The sequence below is a fragment of the Moorena sp. SIO3I6 genome (genome assembly GCF_010672095.1).
Genome location: NZ_JAAHHU010000001.1, coordinates 1 through 15,616 on the forward strand (window position 1 = coordinate 1; position 15,616 = coordinate 15,616).

Below are 15,616 nucleotides of genomic sequence, written 5' to 3' on the forward strand. Positions count from 1 at the left end.
TTTGCGAGGGTTGGTCTTTCACCAACATGGTTACCAAGTTATCAAGGTTTAATACCTTGTGACTAATCCCCCTTTTACCCTTATTGGGTTAGGTTTCTAGTCAACGAATCGCACATGCTTTACTGGTGTAAGATTCTTCCTGTTCGATCATTTCGATGCCATATCGTTGACAGAGGCTTTCCAGCTTGTCCTTGAATGTATATATCGGAATCTGGGTGAACTTTTGATTGTTTCGTTTCCCTAGATTGACCTTTTGTTTTAGGTCGGGGTTGTAACCAATAACAATCTTGCTGATCTTATTATTTATGCACCAATCTACAACATACCGAGCTGCTTTGTTAGTGAAATCTCTGACTTTGTGATTCCGCTTTCTTAGTAACTTAGCCTGTCGATTCGTCAAGGGTTTAATGCCTTGTAAGTCTTTGATAGACTGAAGTTTGGAGTTGCGTTTATTGTACTGATTGTCAGACTTTATTCGCTTACCATCAATAATGAACGACTTTTGAGTAGTACTGACACATGTGGCAAAATTATCAAGTCCTAAGTCGATACCTAAGATTTCGCCAGTCTGTTCGACCTGTTCTTCAGATTCATCCTCGTAACAATAACAAACATCAAAGTATCTTGCCCCATACTTAGGGATAATACGGATTTCTTTGACTGTTTTAGTTCTAAGTCTTTCAGGAACAGCAAACTGAACTGCCCCATGCTCTCGTTTGAATTTACAAGACATTGGAACAGTGAACAGCCAGTCTTTTCCTGGTAATTTTTCCCAGTCACGCTTCCTGATCGGGATAACTAAGAGAAAATGTCCATCTTTTGGGAGGTACTGTGGAAGTCTAATCTTTTCCTGATACCCTCCACTAGACTTAAGCTTTAACAACCCGAAGAAAGACTTGAAAGACCTATCAACAATCTTCAATGTTTGTTGCGCAATATCCGTCGGCAACAGTTTATAATTATCATTTTCTTTGGAATGATAATAATTCCTTTCGTATCGCAAATGTTTACGTTCTTGAAAGAAATACTGACGGACATTGTAGAGTCCCACGTTGAACATGTTCTTGCTCAAGTGACACATCTGCTTGAGAGCTAATATCTGCTGTTCGTCTAAACGCAGGTTATTAACTTGAGTTAGCATCCAGTCCTCCGCTAACAACATAGTTATTCTAGAGGAAATATTTAAAAAGTGCAAGTAATCTAGTCTCCAATTTCCAAGGGGCTGTGTGGGTCACCTGCGTCCGCACTTTATACGCCCCGTCTCCCGCTAACCCTACTGGTATAACGGGAGTCCCCTTGGAGTTTTTGATGGATAGTTGAACTGTCCCCCGCGTTCAGCCAGCATCGCGGTTTTCAGCCGTTAGAGTTGTGATTATTAACGTCTAGTTAAAACGAGTTCAGATAACCGTAACAAATAACACTAAATTGCTAACTGGTTATTAGGAATTTTTTAGTTGTCATTCCCTATTACTCATTACCTACACTACGAGATTACCTAGACCAGTATATAGCAGGAAACAAAAAAAAGTTAATTTTCACAGTTTTAGAATTTTTTGTTGTTATTTTACATAATACTATTTCGCTATATTTTTTTTATAAACAAACTTCTTTTGCAAACTTTTTACATTGTGATCATTAAATCTTCATATCTGTTTCATAAAAATGGCTAATAACTATAGGGATCAGTGTAGGAATTCTGAGAATTTTTGTCCCGAAGTTCCCTGTTCCCTGTTCCCTGTTCCCTGTTCCCTGTTCCCTGTTCCCTTTGCTATATAAAGCTATAGCAGTGCTCAATGGGGTGATGGGAGGGTATGAAATGATACCACAAGTCAGTGTAATTATTCCCGCCTATAATTGCGATCGCTATATTACTGAAGCAGTGGAAAGTGTGCTGAATCAAGAAGCCTGTTCCTATGAGGTAGTGGTAATTGATGATGGTTCAACAGACCAGACTCGATCAGTGTTGCAACCCTATAGCGGACGCATTCGTTACATTTATCAAGAAAACCAAGGAGTCTCCCTTGCCCGCAACCATGGCATTAAATTAGCCTTGGGTGAATTTGTCGCATTCCTCGATGCCGATGACTTTTTCCTGCCAGGTAAGTTAGCTGCCCAGTTAGCAGTTTTTGAAGCACAACCCCATCTGGGAATTGTCCATAGTGGTTGGTATCGTGTCGATTCCCAGGGTAAGCTACTGATGACAGTGCGTCCATGGGAGAAAGTACCAGAATTAAACTTAGAAAGTTGGCTACTGTGGAAGCCAGTTCTGCCTAGTGCGATGATGTTCAGTCGCCATTGGCTAGAGTCCGTTGGCGGGTTTGACCCCAGGTTTCCACCCGCTGAAGATACAGAAATAGTGTTACGGTTAGCCCTCAAGGGTTGTCCTGCCGCTTGGTTGCGTCAGGTAACCGTAGGCTATCGGCAGCATCACCAAAGTGCTATGCACAAAGGATTGCCTCAAGCTCGCTCCCTGTCGGCAGCCATTGACAACTTCTTCCAACAGGCTGATTTACCACAAGCAGTCCGTCTATTAGAAAATCAGGTGCGCTATGGAACCCTAGTATGGATTGCTTGGTATTTATATAATACAGGACATCCCAGGGAAATGATCAAGTATTTACAACAGGCTTGGGGCTATAGTCCTTATTTACCGATGGAGACAGTAGTACATTGGGCAGAGAATTTTGCCGAGTTTTCCAGGAATTGGGGCGGGGAGTTTGATGCTGATGGGTTGGGGAAGTCACCGGAGTGGCAGGAGTTGATGCAATGGGTGATGGCTCAGGCTAGAGAGACGATGTTGGTAGGTGGGTCTAGCTTGTACTAACTGAAACTACTGCATCAGTTGGTAATGGGTCATGGGTCATGGCTCGGGAGTAATTCTACTTAACTATTACTACTTAACTATTACTACTTAACTATTACCCATGAGCAACTGATGCTCCTGGACATTATATCAATTGCTTATATTGTGCTAGTTAAATGTGTATCAGCTTTGTAGCAATTGCGAAAAATCTTGCTACATAGTAATGACCCACTAAATCTCATCTATTAGAGTCGAACGAGGGATTCCTCCCTCGAACTCTCCTCCAGAACCGGACATGACTGTTCCCAATCATCCGGCTCCTCCTGGTGGCATTGGGATTGCCTACACTTTATGGGGATATTCCTCTCTTTGTTGCCAAGTTTTATTATGATGGCAATGAGAGTGGATGAGCTGTTTATTAGTTAGCTTATCACTACCTCCAGCTCTCTTAGGGATGATGTGGTCTATTTCAAATAAATCATCAGACATAAATCTGTGATTACACAGGGCACATCTCCCTTTCTGCCTTTTCAGGAGTTTATTCACAGTGGGTTTAATCCCATGATATTTGGCTAACCTTTCAGCCCAATAGAGCCAATCTCCATCATACGGGGATTTCCCTTCTTTCAGCCTTATCACCCTTTTTATGTGCGTGTCTTTATGATTTTGTAGGGTGTTTTGACCATCAGGTGTCCTGAATACCCAGCCTTCACCTTTATCTATCCACCAGTAATTAGCTATGGCTTCTTTTGCTCCAATATTTGGAGACCGATATTTAGCCCATCGCTCTAACTTTAGGAATAGTTTATTATCTAGTTGGCCAAATATTCTGGAACTTACCACCGAATTATATTGGTTAGTCCATCCAGTAATCTTTGAGTTTAAATCTCCGATTAGATTAGCTTGGTCTGAATTTCTATGGCGGCGGACAGTGTCCTTTAGGTTTCTAAGATGCTTATCTATGGCATCAAAGCTTGGTTTTATTAGGGTTTTAAATCCTAGTGGATTTCCCTTAGTGTCCTTTCCGCTATTTATCTCATTGACCTCATATTGTCGGACATTGAAACCGAGGTAATCGAATCCTGCTTTTACTCCCTTCCTCCCTAAGGTATGCGCTATAGAAGTTTTTGCCTCTTTTAGGTTTAGTCCGATTTCTTTTAGCCAATCCTGGATGACTCCCTTTGCTTCTAGTATCATCTCTTTACTCTTATGGAGAACTACAAAGTCATCCGCATATCTATGAACCAAAGGTGGTCTGAGATTTCTTTTTGGAGGGAGATTATACTTTTCAGCTAGATGCTGGTTTAGGTACCTTACCGGGTAAGTCTTGTTCATTAGCTGAGTTAACCCATGGAGGGCTATGTTAGCTAATAATGGTGAGATTACCCCCCCTTGGGGTGTGCCAGCGGGAGTTTCTATGAATCCTTCTTTTCCTAAGGCTCCAGCTTTTAACCAAGCTTTTAACTGTCTCCTCATTTGAGGATAAGTGTTTACCTTATTTAACAGTTTTTCATGGTCGATTCGGTCAAAGCACTTCTCTATGTCCGCATCCAGCACGTAGTAACTGTTCTGATTTATGTCAGAGTATATTGCTGCTATAGCGTCTTTTGTGCTTCTTCCGGGTCTAAAACCGTAGGAATTAGGTTCAAACTGTGCTTCCCACTCTGGTTCTAGAGCTAATTTGGCTAGTGCCTGTTTTGCTCTGTCTTCCATAGTAGGGATTCCCAGAGGTCTTTTTTCTTTCCTTCCGGGTTTCGGTATCATAATCCTTCTAACCGGCCTTGCCTTTCCATCCAGCTCTAGGGACTGGGCTAAGGCTAACCGTTCATTTGGTGAGAGGGATTTCTTACCATCTATTCCGGCAGTTTTTTTACCTCTGTTATCCTGGGTTACTTTCCTTACGGCTAATAACCGGGCAGATTTGGATTTGGTTAGTAGTTTTTGGAGCTTTCTAGCTTTAGCTCGCTCCCCATTCTGTGAGGCTTTATAGATACGCTTTTGCAGCTTGAACACTGCCCTCTCAATGGATTTCCATTTGAGGGAGTTCCAGTTATTCAGTTCCACCATCACAGGATTGTGTGTATTGGACATAACTGCTACTCGTGTTCTACTCTTGCCAAACTCAGGGGTGTCCGTCTGCATATCCTTGGGCTTTCCCCAAGGCTTTGGCTTCTGACACCGTCTCGCCAAGATAGCCCATGGGGCTGAATACCTACCCTTTTAGGGAGCAACTATCCTGGTTACTTCGTTCCGTATGACCATTGACTGACCGGGTTGGGTACTGGCTATACACCGGAAGATGCCCATTTCTGGGGAAGGATGTCGAAATGAACGAGGAAAAATCCATTTCCTTATCATCTTCGAGTCGATAAAGGACTTAAGTCATTGTGTCCTTTATCTTGGATTGACGATGCGTCAATCACCAGTTCGTTGTCTTACCCTTTCGGTCTCCCTAGCGGCATGGGTCTTAAATGACTTCGACTTGCCTCCGCGTTTATTCCTTGCACTCGACTCTTTGATGTTCATTCTCGGAGCCTAGGAATATGGAGTAACCTGACATCAAGGTTGTAGGAGTTTAACCTACATGAATCATACAGTTAAAGGGTTTTACCCCTTCGGGCAGTCCCCCGGTTTTATCCGGTTTATGCCCAACGAATCGCACTCCCATCTCTCCATTTCACAATTTTGCCATCTTGCCATCATCTGTAGGTGGAATCACTGAAATGCTTATGGTGATTACTTTCAAGGGTCAAACGTCAACAAAAGTTATACATAACATACAGAACTTAAACATTAACGCAAACCTGTTGGCAAACCGATAATTGCTACGCTGATTTCCAAGAAAAAAACCTAAACTATTATTTATGGTTTATAAATATATTTATCAGCTTCACGGTGAGCGGATTTTGAAAAATAAAATTAACCCCAAAAAAATATTAGTGATTAACATGACTTCAAGCTTAGTCTTGAATCTTTAATTTTTAAGTATTAAACTTTACCTATTTGGATTATTACCATCAGCTTGATTTATCAAAGATATAAGTCATACAACAACACCTAATAAAAATGATAACTTTATTTATTGTTAAAAATAAATTTTTGGCCGCCCACCCAACCAGTATTCCTTGGATTAATGACTCCTACAACTGTCAAGCAACGGGAAGAGCTTGGGAACAGGGAGACTGTTGGGACTATGAACATTATCGCAACTGGTGATGGCGGGATTAATTTTTAAAAGACTATAGGTAAGCATATGCGCTACGCGCACGCTGCTTGAGGTGCCGTCAGCCGTGAGCTAAAAGCTCACGCTACTTGAGGTGCCGTCAGCTGAATGCTTACGTTCCCAGATCCGCTGTTCCCTACTCCCTACTCCCTACTCCCTACTCCCTACTCCCTACTCCCTACTCCCTACTCCCTACTCCCTACTCCCTTAAAAAGGCTATATCTTGATCATGATAGTTTCCCCATTTCTCTATTATTTCCTGGGCAAGATGACTAGGGAATGAATGGTAACCGGGTTCCAATTTATTCGATAAAATTAAGTCAATCGCTATGTTATGGGCATAGAACACTGGATCGAGAGTCTGAACTGGAGTAGGTTCTGCTAAGGAAAAATTGATCGGAGCTTTTTTGAAAAGCACTTCTGCCTCTGAGAAGTTATCACCAAATTCATCTTCTGCGCCAATGTTGGCAAGATACTTACCACTAAAATCTTCCTTTTCTAAGTCATATTCCTTAGAGAGTACTCCATTAACTCCCGTACAGGTCACAACACAAAAAGCCTCCTTGAGTGCTGCCCTAATGCCATCCAGGTCGTCAGCTTGTAACCCTTTGATTCCTCTAGCTTTCAGCTGTTCCAAAATCTTAGGATTTTTCTCGACAACCACCAGCTCCTTGGTTAAGCCTAATAATTCATTAACGAGTCCTTTTCCAACTTTTCCACAACCAAAAATTATTAATTTTTTATCCACTAATGACTCGTTGGTTAACTGGTGGAAGGCTTTGACAAATGCCTTACTAGTGCCATAGAACGTTTCGATATTTTTTAAGGAACTGTCATCCACAGAAATTAAGGGATAGGGAATATCTAAGGATTGATAGATATCGTTATCGAGTTTAGTTAGCTCTACCACTCCCTGGCTAGGGGTGATTAGTGTGGGTAACTCTCCATAAAGATCTAAACAAATATCATAGTTATCCTCAAAATTACCTTCAAGATTAACCTCAACATTAGCACTGAGTAAAATTTCCACCGCTTCTGGGTTAGGCTTGATAAAATTAGGGCAAGACACGGTAAGCTCAGCACCAGCCAACAGCAAAGGTTCAACTTTAAAGACAGTTTCTATGGTCAAGTGGATATGATGTAATAGTCTTAATCCTTGATAAGGCTGATGCGATCGCATCTGTTGTCTCAGCTCAGCCATAAATGGCATAGCTTCAGAGCGGGGATGTTTTTGCCGTGCTTGTTCAAAGACCTTAAAATTAATCATTTATGATACACCCAATTAACGGTAGCGAAGTTGTTGACCCTTGATGACTAAACCCATTCTCATCGCGTTTCCAATTGGAGTGAATCGTTTTTGTTTCGTCATGGTTTGGGGATGATGACGCACGGTAGATAAACTCACGCTAAGCAGAGTCACAACAATTAGTGTAGCGCTTAAATTACGAGTAAAGGTTAAGTCAAACATTATCTGCGGATTTCCAACGGTCTCTACTTTCACAGTAGAAATCTCTTATGATTAGTTCCCCCAGTAATATGCAACTACCTTAATTGACTCTCTCGATAATGGTGAATCCCACCAATTCAATGGGTTGAGCAGTGTGGTTTAGCTAGACAATCTGCCCACTGGCACCATGGCAGAAAAATTCAATATCCTTGTTTATATTCGCACATTCAGGACTTTTGCACTTTTGCGTAAGTCCTACAGCAGATCTTTTGCTATTGGTATGGCGGTGCTCATATTAATGAAGTACATTCAATTTTCACAACCCCTGTCTTGATACAAAGCCCGAGTGGTTTGGGTTCTGACTCCCCATCTCCCCATCTCCCCATCTCCCCATCTCCCCACACCTCCCACACCTCCCACACCTCCCACACTTCCCTCTCTTTCCCTACTCCCTACTCCCTACCCAGCAATGTTGCCAATCAACCGTATCTCCTATTTGGAGCCATCTTATCTAGGGATTTCACTTTAGCAGCTCTTGGCTTGTCCAATTGACCGTGAGACTTACAGGACAAAGCACTGTGGGGTAGAACTCGTAAGATTTCGGTTAGGGTGGTTACCCCTTTGGTTACCTTTTCAATCGCTGCCTTCCGGAAGGAATAAAAACTGATTTTATCCAGGTAACGGTGCAACTGAGTCATAGTTCCCTCATAAATCAACTGGCGTACGGTATCATCTACATCCAGTAACTCCACAATAGCTTCCCGTCCTAAATAGCCGGAATTGTAGCACTTGGCGCAACCCTTTCCTTTGCGCCAACCTTTGAGATTAGCTTCCTCTGGCCTCAAACTCAGCTTCCGCAAATCCTCAGAAGTCGGGGTATAAGGTTCTTGACAGTGGGGACATACTTTGCGCACCAAACGCTGTGCCACTATTCCCAATAGGGCATCACTGATTAAACCCGGTTCCGGACCAATATCTTTAATACGAGGAATAGCACTAACTGCATCATTGGTGTGGAGAGTGGTCAATACTAAGTGACCGGTCAAAGCAGCTCGAATCCCTGTTTCAGCGGTTTCAGCATCCCGAATTTCCCCCACCATAATGATGTCCGGGTCTTGGCGTAAAATTGCCCTCATCCCTGCCGCAAAGGTCATCCCCGCTGCCTCATTCACTTGGGTCTGGGTAATCCGAGGTAAGACATACTCCACTGGGTCTTCCACCGTTACTACATTCACATGTTCTGTGGCTAACCCTTGCAGGGAATTATATAGCGTACTAGTTTTACCAGAACCAGTCGGACCGGTGATAATAACCATTCCTTGGGGTTGCTGCAACCAACCTTTATAGATTTTAAGCTCTTCGTCAGAAAAGCCTAACTCTTCCAAGCCAGAAAAGGGGTTTTCTCTTGGTAATAAGCGAATCACTGCTTTCTCTCCCCCCACACAAGGGAGGGTACTCACCCGCAGATCTAACCCAAGTTCTGCCTCCTCCCCAGTAGCATAGTTTTCCCCAATCCGACCATCTTGAGGACGGCGGCTTTCAGCAATGTCCATATCAGACATGACTTTGAGAGCAACCACCACTGCTCGTCCCAAGTCTGACGGTAAGGTAGTTATATCCCTAAGAATCCCGTCAATGCGATAGCGGACTCTTAAGCCATCAGTCATCGGTTCCAGGTGAATATCACTGGCGCGGTTACGCAGAGCTCCAGAGATAATGGTTTTAATCCGCTCAATCTGGTCAGCCGCTTGGGAAAGATACAATTCTGTGGTTTCGGTAATGTCTTCTTGTTCCACCTCACCAGTAAGGGGATTGACAAAGGCGACCGAACTGATAGATTTGGCATTATTGTTTTCCCTGTGGTACCATCGCTTGTAACTTTTGGGTGCAATGGGAATAATTTTGATTTGGCTGAAAGTGCGATCGCTTAATGTTTTGATCTGCTCTGGGGATAACTGGACTGGGGTACCCAGGTAATAACAGTTGCGCCACAGTAGCAGCGGAATCACCGGGGGTAAATCTTGGCGATTGGGGAATGGCTTAAAGAACCGGGAGCTGACTTCCCGATCCAGCAGGTTAACGTTTAGTTCTCCTTGTGGGTTAACCAAGAGTTTAAGGGCTGTTTCACAGTTAATTTCACCCTTTCTCAACTTCCTCCAAGCCGATAAAGTTCTAACGCCAGTTTGCATGATTTACCCCGCAATATTTTAAACTCAATTAAACAGTTTTTGTTGATTAATTTCCAGTTTTACTTTCCCAAACACCTGGGTGCTTATTGACTATAGCAGTTTTTGATTAATTGGTATTACCCTTGGTTGATATTGGAGTAATATATAAAGGCAATACTATAAATCTTTATCTAATCTTTATATATAACGTTACCTTTTTCCTTTCACAAAACCTAGGCTTAGCTAAATAGACTTACCTAGTTTTTTACAATGATTATATAGCCTTTCTAAACATTGACAAACAAGTAACAACAGTCTGGCGATACCCAGGCTCCACCAAACTAATGCTTATTGAGGGCGTTAGCACCGAACTTGTAGAGCTGACCTTCCTGAGTAACTATGACGATGAATTGGGTTTGCTGAACCATCTTCACAGAGGAATAGGTCGCCATTGGCAGCGACGGTAAACACACAGTGTTGTCCAAGGTTGTTGGATAGCGCGCTAAATAGTCTAGGAGTAAATCATGAAAGTAAGTCCAACAAAAAGTTAATCTTAAGTTAAGAATTGGTTAATAAATTACTAGAATCTCAATTTTTTGTGAAAGTATACTGTCAGCTCTTAAACTAATCATGAATTTGTGAAAAATTAAACTAATATTAACCTCTTTATTTAAAGATAGACTAATAGAGTTTTAGTCAGCTATCAGCTATCAGCTATCAGCTATCAGCTATCAGCTATCAGCTATCAGCCAAAGGCTTGTGGCCACGCTACTTGAGTTGCTTTTGAATAAAATAAGCTGTTCGCGCAGCGTGAGCGAAAAGCTCACGGCTGACCGCTGACGGCTGAATGCTTACGAGTTTTAAAAGACTAGCGCTTGATTCAAGACGCTCTACCAGGTTGAAACAAGGAGAATTTTATAATGGCTGATATCTTCCATAAATCAGGGGTTTTGGCAGCCGCTAGTGTGGCTTTGGGTCTAGCTGTAATGCCAACCCAACCCGTCTCTGCTGCAACTATCAAGTATGATTTTACCGTAGATGTAGAGACAGGGAATTTAGCTGGCAACTCTTATCAGGGGTATTTTACCTATGATGACACCTTCCAATTTGACAGCGGATTTGAAAGATTCAACTCTCGAAACGATGACCTATCGGTAGTCTTCGACTTTAATGGTGTCACCTACACTGAAGAAGATGATTTCTTGTTTCCTGTAGGTCCCTACGTTGATTTTCAGGATGGAGAGCTTCTGGGATTGAATTTTGTTCCCAGTTTGTTCACTTTCGATTTTCCCTTTGAAATCCGTGACGAAGACAATGACCGCATAGGAGGCGACTTCTTTACCTACGGTGATTTCTTTCTCGGTTCTGGAGAAGGTAGTGTCACTTACGCTAAAGTGGGTAAAGTTCCCGAGCCTGCTACTATTTTAGGGTTAAGTGTTCTCGGTGCTAGCTTGCTGCTGGGGAAAAAGAAGGGATCCTCTCAAAAGGCTTAGAAGAGTTTTGAGAGTTGAAAGTTGAACGTTGAGTGTTGAACGTTGACGGTTGAGTGTTAAAGGTTGAGTATTGACAGTTGACCGTTAATACTCAACCCTTAATAGCTAGAATAATGGCATTGCTGAATCAAAGAATGAATATGAGTGGGGTGGGCATCCTGCCTGCCCGAAAATATATTGAAACTGGCAAGATGCCAGTTCCACGCCTGATGCCCATTCCACAGGTGCGACCCAAGGGCGATTTACTCACCCATTGGAAAGCGCACCTACTCTTAAAATCATTCCATTATTAAGAGGTTGTCTGAGAAGTCTCATTTACTACATCCAAGCCCCCGTGGGTCCCCCAATTTTGGGGGACTTTTACCATCAAATTGATTCTTGTTCCCCCCAAATTTGGGGGGCTAGGGGGGCAAAATTCAGTATCAAAAAACTTTTCAGATATCCTCTAAGCAACGCCAGAATAATGGCAAATTTCTAGTCATCTTCCTCATCAAAATTTCCTCCATCTCCCCATCTCCCCATCTCCCTATCTCCCCATCTCCCCATCTCCCCATCTCCCTATCTCCCCATCTCCCCATTTCCTAAAACTTCCCCAATCCCCGTTCCCTAACTTAGTTAAAAATACGGTTTTACTATAGTTAACTATTAATTAGCTTAGTAACACAAACTAAGAATCGTATCAATAATCATGACCTACCATAACAACAGACGGGATTCACTGATAGACAATCGTGACCTAGTTGGTAATTTACCCCCAGAAATCCCTAGTCATATTGTTGATTTTGCCATTAACATTACTCCTGAACTCACCAAAGGGCAGTTTGCCGAAGATAAAATCTGCTGTTTAAAAGCATTGATTAAGCAAACTAGCGAAATGATCAGCAACCTCAATCCGGCAAAGGCAGTCGTAACCACAACGGTAAATGGTCACTTACCTCATGTTCAAACCGTCTAAAAAATGCCTTCTTCTCGGATAGTGATAACTCACTAACCCCTCGGTTGTACAACGCATCACTAAACAATTCAACAAAATTAAAGACACCATAATCCGGTCCTCGTGGGTTTTCCCCCATAGAGGAATTTTCCTTATAATTAGGAAGACGCTGATCCCAATTAAACAAACCAATTTGGTCAAAAGTTTCCGTAAATCTAGCATTGGTGCGCAAGAATTGCTTTGTCTTTGGATGGGGGTCTAAGAACGGAAAATTAACATTTGCTTCCCCTTTTACCTTAGCATTAAACATCTTGATATGCTTTTCAATCCGGTCACGGTCTGTAGTAGGATTATCAAAATCTAAATTCAGATCTCCTAATAAGATAAAATTGGGATAATACGCTCGATCATGTTCGATAAACCGTCCTAATATCCATGCCATCAGTGCATCAAATTCCTGACGGCGATCTGAGATATAGTTACCAAAATACAGATGAGCATTAACCGCCATAAACTCATAGGGGTTAGTACCAGGATGACCAACAATTCTAAAGCTGACACAGAACGGTTGGCGAGCAAAGGTTAGAAACACTGGCATCTTAACATTCGGCTTCTGAGGGCGTTTTCCTAACTGATTTGAGTTCCACTGATCCAGTTCTTTTAGATAGTCCACATAGGGTAAGATAGCCTGATTGATCTGATCATAGTTACGAGCCAAGGTTTCTAACACCTTAGTACGGTCAAAAGAAATATCTGAGACCACTTCACCCCGCTGAACCATCGACCAATTATATATCAATCCCAGTCTTTCCCCTAATCCTGGTTCATTAGGAAACACCCCAGTTCGATCAGACACAATCGTACCAAACTCTGACCCCATCCGCCCCTTCAACTCCTGGAAACCATTCAGGTTATCCATAATTTCTTGGATAGCCAGCAAATCAAAGTGCTTACACACATGAGCCAAAAAATCCCAGGTTTCAGGACTGCGGTTAGTTACCCTCCCCAGTTTTCTGATATTAAATGACCCCAACACCACCGAGCCATATTCCCGTTTAGGCAATCCATACTTAGTGGGATCGTCAGCCAAAGTTTCTCGGATTTTTCCCCATTCTTCTGGAGTAAATTCAGACATAATCAGAACTTATATAGTATTTTTATTTGAACTGAGATTGGTACTGCTGAGAATAGCACGACTGAGGATAGCCTCGCTGAGATTAGCATCACTAAGATTAGCATCACTAAGATTAGCATCATTCAGGTCAGTACGGAACAAGTTAGCTCCCAATAAATTAGCACCATATAAATTAGCCCCGTTGAGTTTAGCAAGGCTAAGGTTAGCACCACTCAAATTGACACTGCTGAGGTTAACATTACTCAAATTAGCACCGCTGAGATCAGCGCCTGCACAATCGGATGTTGTATTAAGACCAGCAATTCTCCCTATCTCCAAAAAGTCCTTAGTTTTCCCATCTATACAGCGATCGATTAACGGTTGCGCTTCTGGCCGAATTTCTTGATCAGACATCGGTTGACTTGACCAAAATTAGTATATAATAATTATCAAAATTTTACTCTATACAGCTTTGAGGGCAATCAGCTCATCCCTGATACAGTCAGTCGCCAATTCACCCTCCTTTCATTGTCTTGATGCAGTCGCTCAGGATGTTACAATTAAAAAGCTGCTGGGAATAGTAGGTAAAAACAAAGATTATAAAATGCTTACCCATTGGAAAAAATCCCTAGCCAAGAGTGCTGGATTCTTGGCTGTTTTGACTGTTGTACAGGGTTTCTGCGTGAGTCAATCAGCTTCTGCGCAATGCGTGCCGAGTAATTTTACCTCCGACTGGTTACAACGACAGGAGTACCTTGGTGGTCACACCATTGATCGCCATGTTGGTAAAAGTGATCAACAACTAGTAGACCGATTAATTAATGCTCCCAGAATCAGCGCAGCTAGCACCTATCCCGATTTGGAAACTGCTGCCACTAATATTAAAGCTGCTTTGAGAGCCAACCGGAATAGATTAAATAGTTGGGTTCTTGATGCTGGTATAGGTGAGAAGCGAGCTGTTAACTATAGGGCTAGGGACGTAGTTGGTCGTGTGGCTAGCCGTCCTGCTTCTCTGAGCAATATTTCTAATAGTAGGAAGTTGCGTGTGGTTATGGAAAAAACAGCAAAGGGAGATTGCTTACTTCTTACGTCATATCCCGCTAGATAACTGCTCAGGGGATTGTAGATTTTATAGTGTAGATATTATAGTTTAGACTGACCCTTGCTTAAACTATAATATCTTGTATTTATTGAATCTTCAGTCTCTAATTATCTAATATTTAGTCATTACTCAACATTAGCAATTAAATATACACTAAAAATATACCCATGAGCCAAAAACCTAACTACGAAAATCTCTACAGTTTTCTTGCTGGGGAGTTTGCTGAAGCTGATTTTGAAGGTAAAAGTGATGAAGAGGTAGTTCTTGGCTGCAACAATCCAGAACTTGCCAAGTGGCATCGTACCATAATTACCGAAGGAAGGGTTGCTTTGGCTTCTCGCTCCTTTCCCTGGAAAGATGTGGGTGACTATGCCAATCGCTATTTTGAAACTGAAGAAAGTGCTAGAAAATGGCTAACAGAAATGCTCGACCTGTTGGAAAGTTGCCTTGATAAAGTATCCGGAGGAGAGTAAAGTCTAGCGGCTTTTAATGTGGTGAGGTACAGAGTTTCTGGTTTTAGGGAATAGGGAACAGCGAACAGGGAAATCAGAAGAGGGAACAGGACAAAAATTATGTGTACCTCATTAGGATAAAAACCGCTAGACTTTAGCTGTTCGCGTAGCGTGCGCGTAGCGCTTAAGCTGGTAGCACCTCAAGTAGCGTGGCACAGGCTTCTAGCCTGTGAGGTAGTGCGCTGCTTGGCTCGCTTCCGCCAAATTCCCATGACCACTATGAAAAAAAGGGTATTATTTCCCCGATTAAACTATACTCGAAACTTGAGAATTTCTCCTTACCCACGTTGTAATAATTCCCGGTTATAACTGGGGTGATGAATCCCCAAACACAATCCATACATGTATAGCGCTACGCGCAAGGCAAAAGCCATGCATGCTAAAGGCAAAAGGCAAAGGTGCGCTTGACCTTGGCGAATTAAATTCGCCACGGGTCGCACCTAAAAGTTTACTAAAAGTGCTTTTCAGCTTTTCTCAATGTCAAACACCTTAATGCCTAGTGCTATATCTAGCCATTGTCAAGGTGTTTTTTTCCATAACAGTGGGGTATAGTTCTGGGGCATCCTCTAAAGTAAACAGGACGAGTGAATCATGTAAAAAAAACGGTCTTATCGGGAAAAATTTAAAGAAGAGATAGGTGGGTTGATTGATGCGATTGATCTATCGGATTTGCAGAAGCGGTTTATCAAAGCTCGCTGGCTCGACCAAGTTTTGTGGTTAGACAAGCGAGCAAATCAGTAGTGAAACCCAACCCTGGTAATGGTTTTAGATAAAATCAAGGGTTTTAGGAGTTTTGTCAGTCAATCAGCCCTAAAACTAC

Annotated in this window: 15 protein-coding genes; 7 read left to right on the top strand and 8 right to left on the bottom strand. The window is 42.3% G+C overall.

What is annotated here, in order from left to right; all coding sequences use genetic code 11:
* Positions 1-100: 100 nt before the first annotated feature.
* Positions 101-1,141, bottom strand: a complete 1,041-nt coding sequence (locus tag F6K49_RS00005) for a transposase (RefSeq protein WP_293093020.1) — start codon at positions 1,139-1,141, stop codon at positions 101-103.
* 660 nt (positions 1,142-1,801) lie between these two features.
* Here F6K49_RS00005 and F6K49_RS00010 point away from each other — a divergent pair.
* Complete coding sequence (locus tag F6K49_RS00010) at positions 1,802-2,824, top strand: glycosyltransferase (RefSeq protein ID WP_293093200.1); 1,023 nt, start codon at positions 1,802-1,804, stop codon at positions 2,822-2,824.
* Between the two features lie 321 nt (positions 2,825-3,145).
* Here the strand turns inward: F6K49_RS00010 and ltrA are convergent, their stop codons facing one another.
* Positions 3,146-4,894 carry a group II intron reverse transcriptase/maturase gene (gene ltrA / locus F6K49_RS00015; RefSeq protein ID WP_293093023.1) on the bottom strand — a complete coding sequence of 583 codons (1,749 nt, stop codon included), beginning with the start codon at positions 4,892-4,894 and terminating at the stop codon, positions 3,146-3,148.
* 975 nt (positions 4,895-5,869) lie between these two features.
* Here ltrA and F6K49_RS00020 point away from each other — a divergent pair.
* Entirely contained in the window at positions 5,870-6,019 is a 150-nt protein-coding gene (locus F6K49_RS00020) for a hypothetical protein (RefSeq protein WP_293029632.1), read from the top strand.
* 206 nt (positions 6,020-6,225) lie between these two features.
* Here the strand turns inward: F6K49_RS00020 and F6K49_RS00025 are convergent, their stop codons facing one another.
* The 3 genes from F6K49_RS00025 to F6K49_RS00035 all read right to left on the bottom strand — a co-directional run bounded on the left by F6K49_RS00025 (position 6,226) and on the right by F6K49_RS00035 (position 9,662).
* Positions 6,226-7,293, bottom strand: a complete 1,068-nt coding sequence (locus F6K49_RS00025) for an adenosylhomocysteinase (protein WP_293093026.1) — start codon at positions 7,291-7,293, stop codon at positions 6,226-6,228.
* Between the two features lie 15 nt (positions 7,294-7,308).
* Positions 7,309-7,527, bottom strand: coding sequence for a hypothetical protein (locus tag F6K49_RS00030; RefSeq protein WP_293041359.1), 219 nt, complete (start codon positions 7,525-7,527; stop codon positions 7,309-7,311).
* A gap of 425 nt (positions 7,528-7,952) precedes the next feature.
* Positions 7,953-9,662: a GspE/PulE family protein gene (locus F6K49_RS00035; RefSeq protein ID WP_293093029.1), complete on the bottom strand. Its 1,710-nt coding sequence runs from the start codon at positions 9,660-9,662 to the stop codon at positions 7,953-7,955.
* An 899-nt stretch (positions 9,663-10,561) separates the two neighbouring features.
* On the opposite strand from F6K49_RS00035, the gene F6K49_RS00040 reads away from it, so the two are divergent.
* Positions 10,562-11,134, top strand: coding sequence for a PEP-CTERM sorting domain-containing protein (locus F6K49_RS00040; protein ID WP_293093032.1), 573 nt, complete (start codon positions 10,562-10,564; stop codon positions 11,132-11,134).
* 77 nt (positions 11,135-11,211) lie between these two features.
* The gene (locus F6K49_RS00045) at positions 11,212-11,427 is read left to right on the top strand and encodes a hypothetical protein (protein WP_293093035.1); all 216 of its coding nucleotides are present in this window, start codon (positions 11,212-11,214) and stop codon (positions 11,425-11,427) included.
* Between the two features lie 141 nt (positions 11,428-11,568).
* On the opposite strand, the gene F6K49_RS00050 is transcribed toward F6K49_RS00045, so the two are convergent.
* On the bottom strand, positions 11,569-11,712 hold the full coding sequence (locus F6K49_RS00050) for a hypothetical protein (RefSeq protein ID WP_293041350.1): 144 nt from the start codon (positions 11,710-11,712) through the stop codon (positions 11,569-11,571).
* A 110-nt stretch (positions 11,713-11,822) separates the two neighbouring features.
* Between F6K49_RS00050 and F6K49_RS00055 the strand changes: the two genes are divergently transcribed.
* Positions 11,823-12,089: a hypothetical protein gene (locus tag F6K49_RS00055; RefSeq protein WP_293068596.1), complete on the top strand. Its 267-nt coding sequence runs from the start codon at positions 11,823-11,825 to the stop codon at positions 12,087-12,089.
* Here the strand turns inward: F6K49_RS00055 and F6K49_RS00060 are convergent.
* Positions 12,022-13,203 (bottom strand): endonuclease/exonuclease/phosphatase family protein, encoded by a 1,182-nt coding sequence (locus F6K49_RS00060; protein WP_293093041.1) that lies wholly within the window; start codon positions 13,201-13,203, stop codon positions 12,022-12,024. The two genes, F6K49_RS00055 and F6K49_RS00060, sit on opposite strands and share 68 nt — an antisense overlap.
* Before the next feature lie 9 nt (positions 13,204-13,212).
* Positions 13,213-13,596, bottom strand: coding sequence for a pentapeptide repeat-containing protein (locus F6K49_RS00065; protein WP_293027390.1), 384 nt, complete (start codon positions 13,594-13,596; stop codon positions 13,213-13,215).
* A gap of 58 nt (positions 13,597-13,654) precedes the next feature.
* On the opposite strand from F6K49_RS00065, the gene F6K49_RS00070 reads away from it, so the two are divergent.
* Positions 13,655-14,290: an RNase A-like domain-containing protein gene (locus F6K49_RS00070; protein WP_293093047.1), complete on the top strand. Its 636-nt coding sequence runs from the start codon at positions 13,655-13,657 to the stop codon at positions 14,288-14,290.
* Positions 14,291-14,451: 161 nt separating this feature from the next.
* Complete coding sequence (locus F6K49_RS00075) at positions 14,452-14,757, top strand: hypothetical protein (protein WP_293027385.1); 306 nt, start codon at positions 14,452-14,454, stop codon at positions 14,755-14,757.
* Positions 14,758-15,616: the final 859 nt, after the last annotated feature.

Excerpts from the sequence above, each read along its gene's own strand:
- F6K49_RS00050 (WP_293041350.1), bottom strand. The coding sequence starts at position 11,712 with ATGGGGAGATGGGGAGATAGGGAGATGGGGAGATGGGGAGATGGGGAG.
- F6K49_RS00060 (WP_293093041.1), bottom strand. The coding sequence starts at position 13,203 with ATGTCTGAATTTACTCCAGAAGAATGGGGAAAAATCCGAGAAACTTTG.
- F6K49_RS00040 (WP_293093032.1), top strand. The coding sequence starts at position 10,562 with ATGGCTGATATCTTCCATAAATCAGGGGTTTTGGCAGCCGCTAGTGTG.
- F6K49_RS00075 (WP_293027385.1), top strand. The coding sequence starts at position 14,452 with ATGAGCCAAAAACCTAACTACGAAAATCTCTACAGTTTTCTTGCTGGG.
- F6K49_RS00010 (WP_293093200.1), top strand. The coding sequence starts at position 1,802 with ATGGGAGGGTATGAAATGATACCACAAGTCAGTGTAATTATTCCCGCC.
- F6K49_RS00065 (WP_293027390.1), bottom strand. The coding sequence starts at position 13,596 with ATGTCTGATCAAGAAATTCGGCCAGAAGCGCAACCGTTAATCGATCGC.
- ltrA (WP_293093023.1), bottom strand. The coding sequence starts at position 4,894 with ATGTCCAATACACACAATCCTGTGATGGTGGAACTGAATAACTGGAAC.
- F6K49_RS00035 (WP_293093029.1), bottom strand. The coding sequence starts at position 9,662 with ATGCAAACTGGCGTTAGAACTTTATCGGCTTGGAGGAAGTTGAGAAAG.
- F6K49_RS00025 (WP_293093026.1), bottom strand. The coding sequence starts at position 7,293 with ATGATTAATTTTAAGGTCTTTGAACAAGCACGGCAAAAACATCCCCGC.
- F6K49_RS00005 (WP_293093020.1), bottom strand. The coding sequence starts at position 1,141 with ATGCTAACTCAAGTTAATAACCTGCGTTTAGACGAACAGCAGATATTA.
- F6K49_RS00020 (WP_293029632.1), top strand. The coding sequence starts at position 5,870 with ATGATAACTTTATTTATTGTTAAAAATAAATTTTTGGCCGCCCACCCA.
- F6K49_RS00055 (WP_293068596.1), top strand. The coding sequence starts at position 11,823 with ATGACCTACCATAACAACAGACGGGATTCACTGATAGACAATCGTGAC.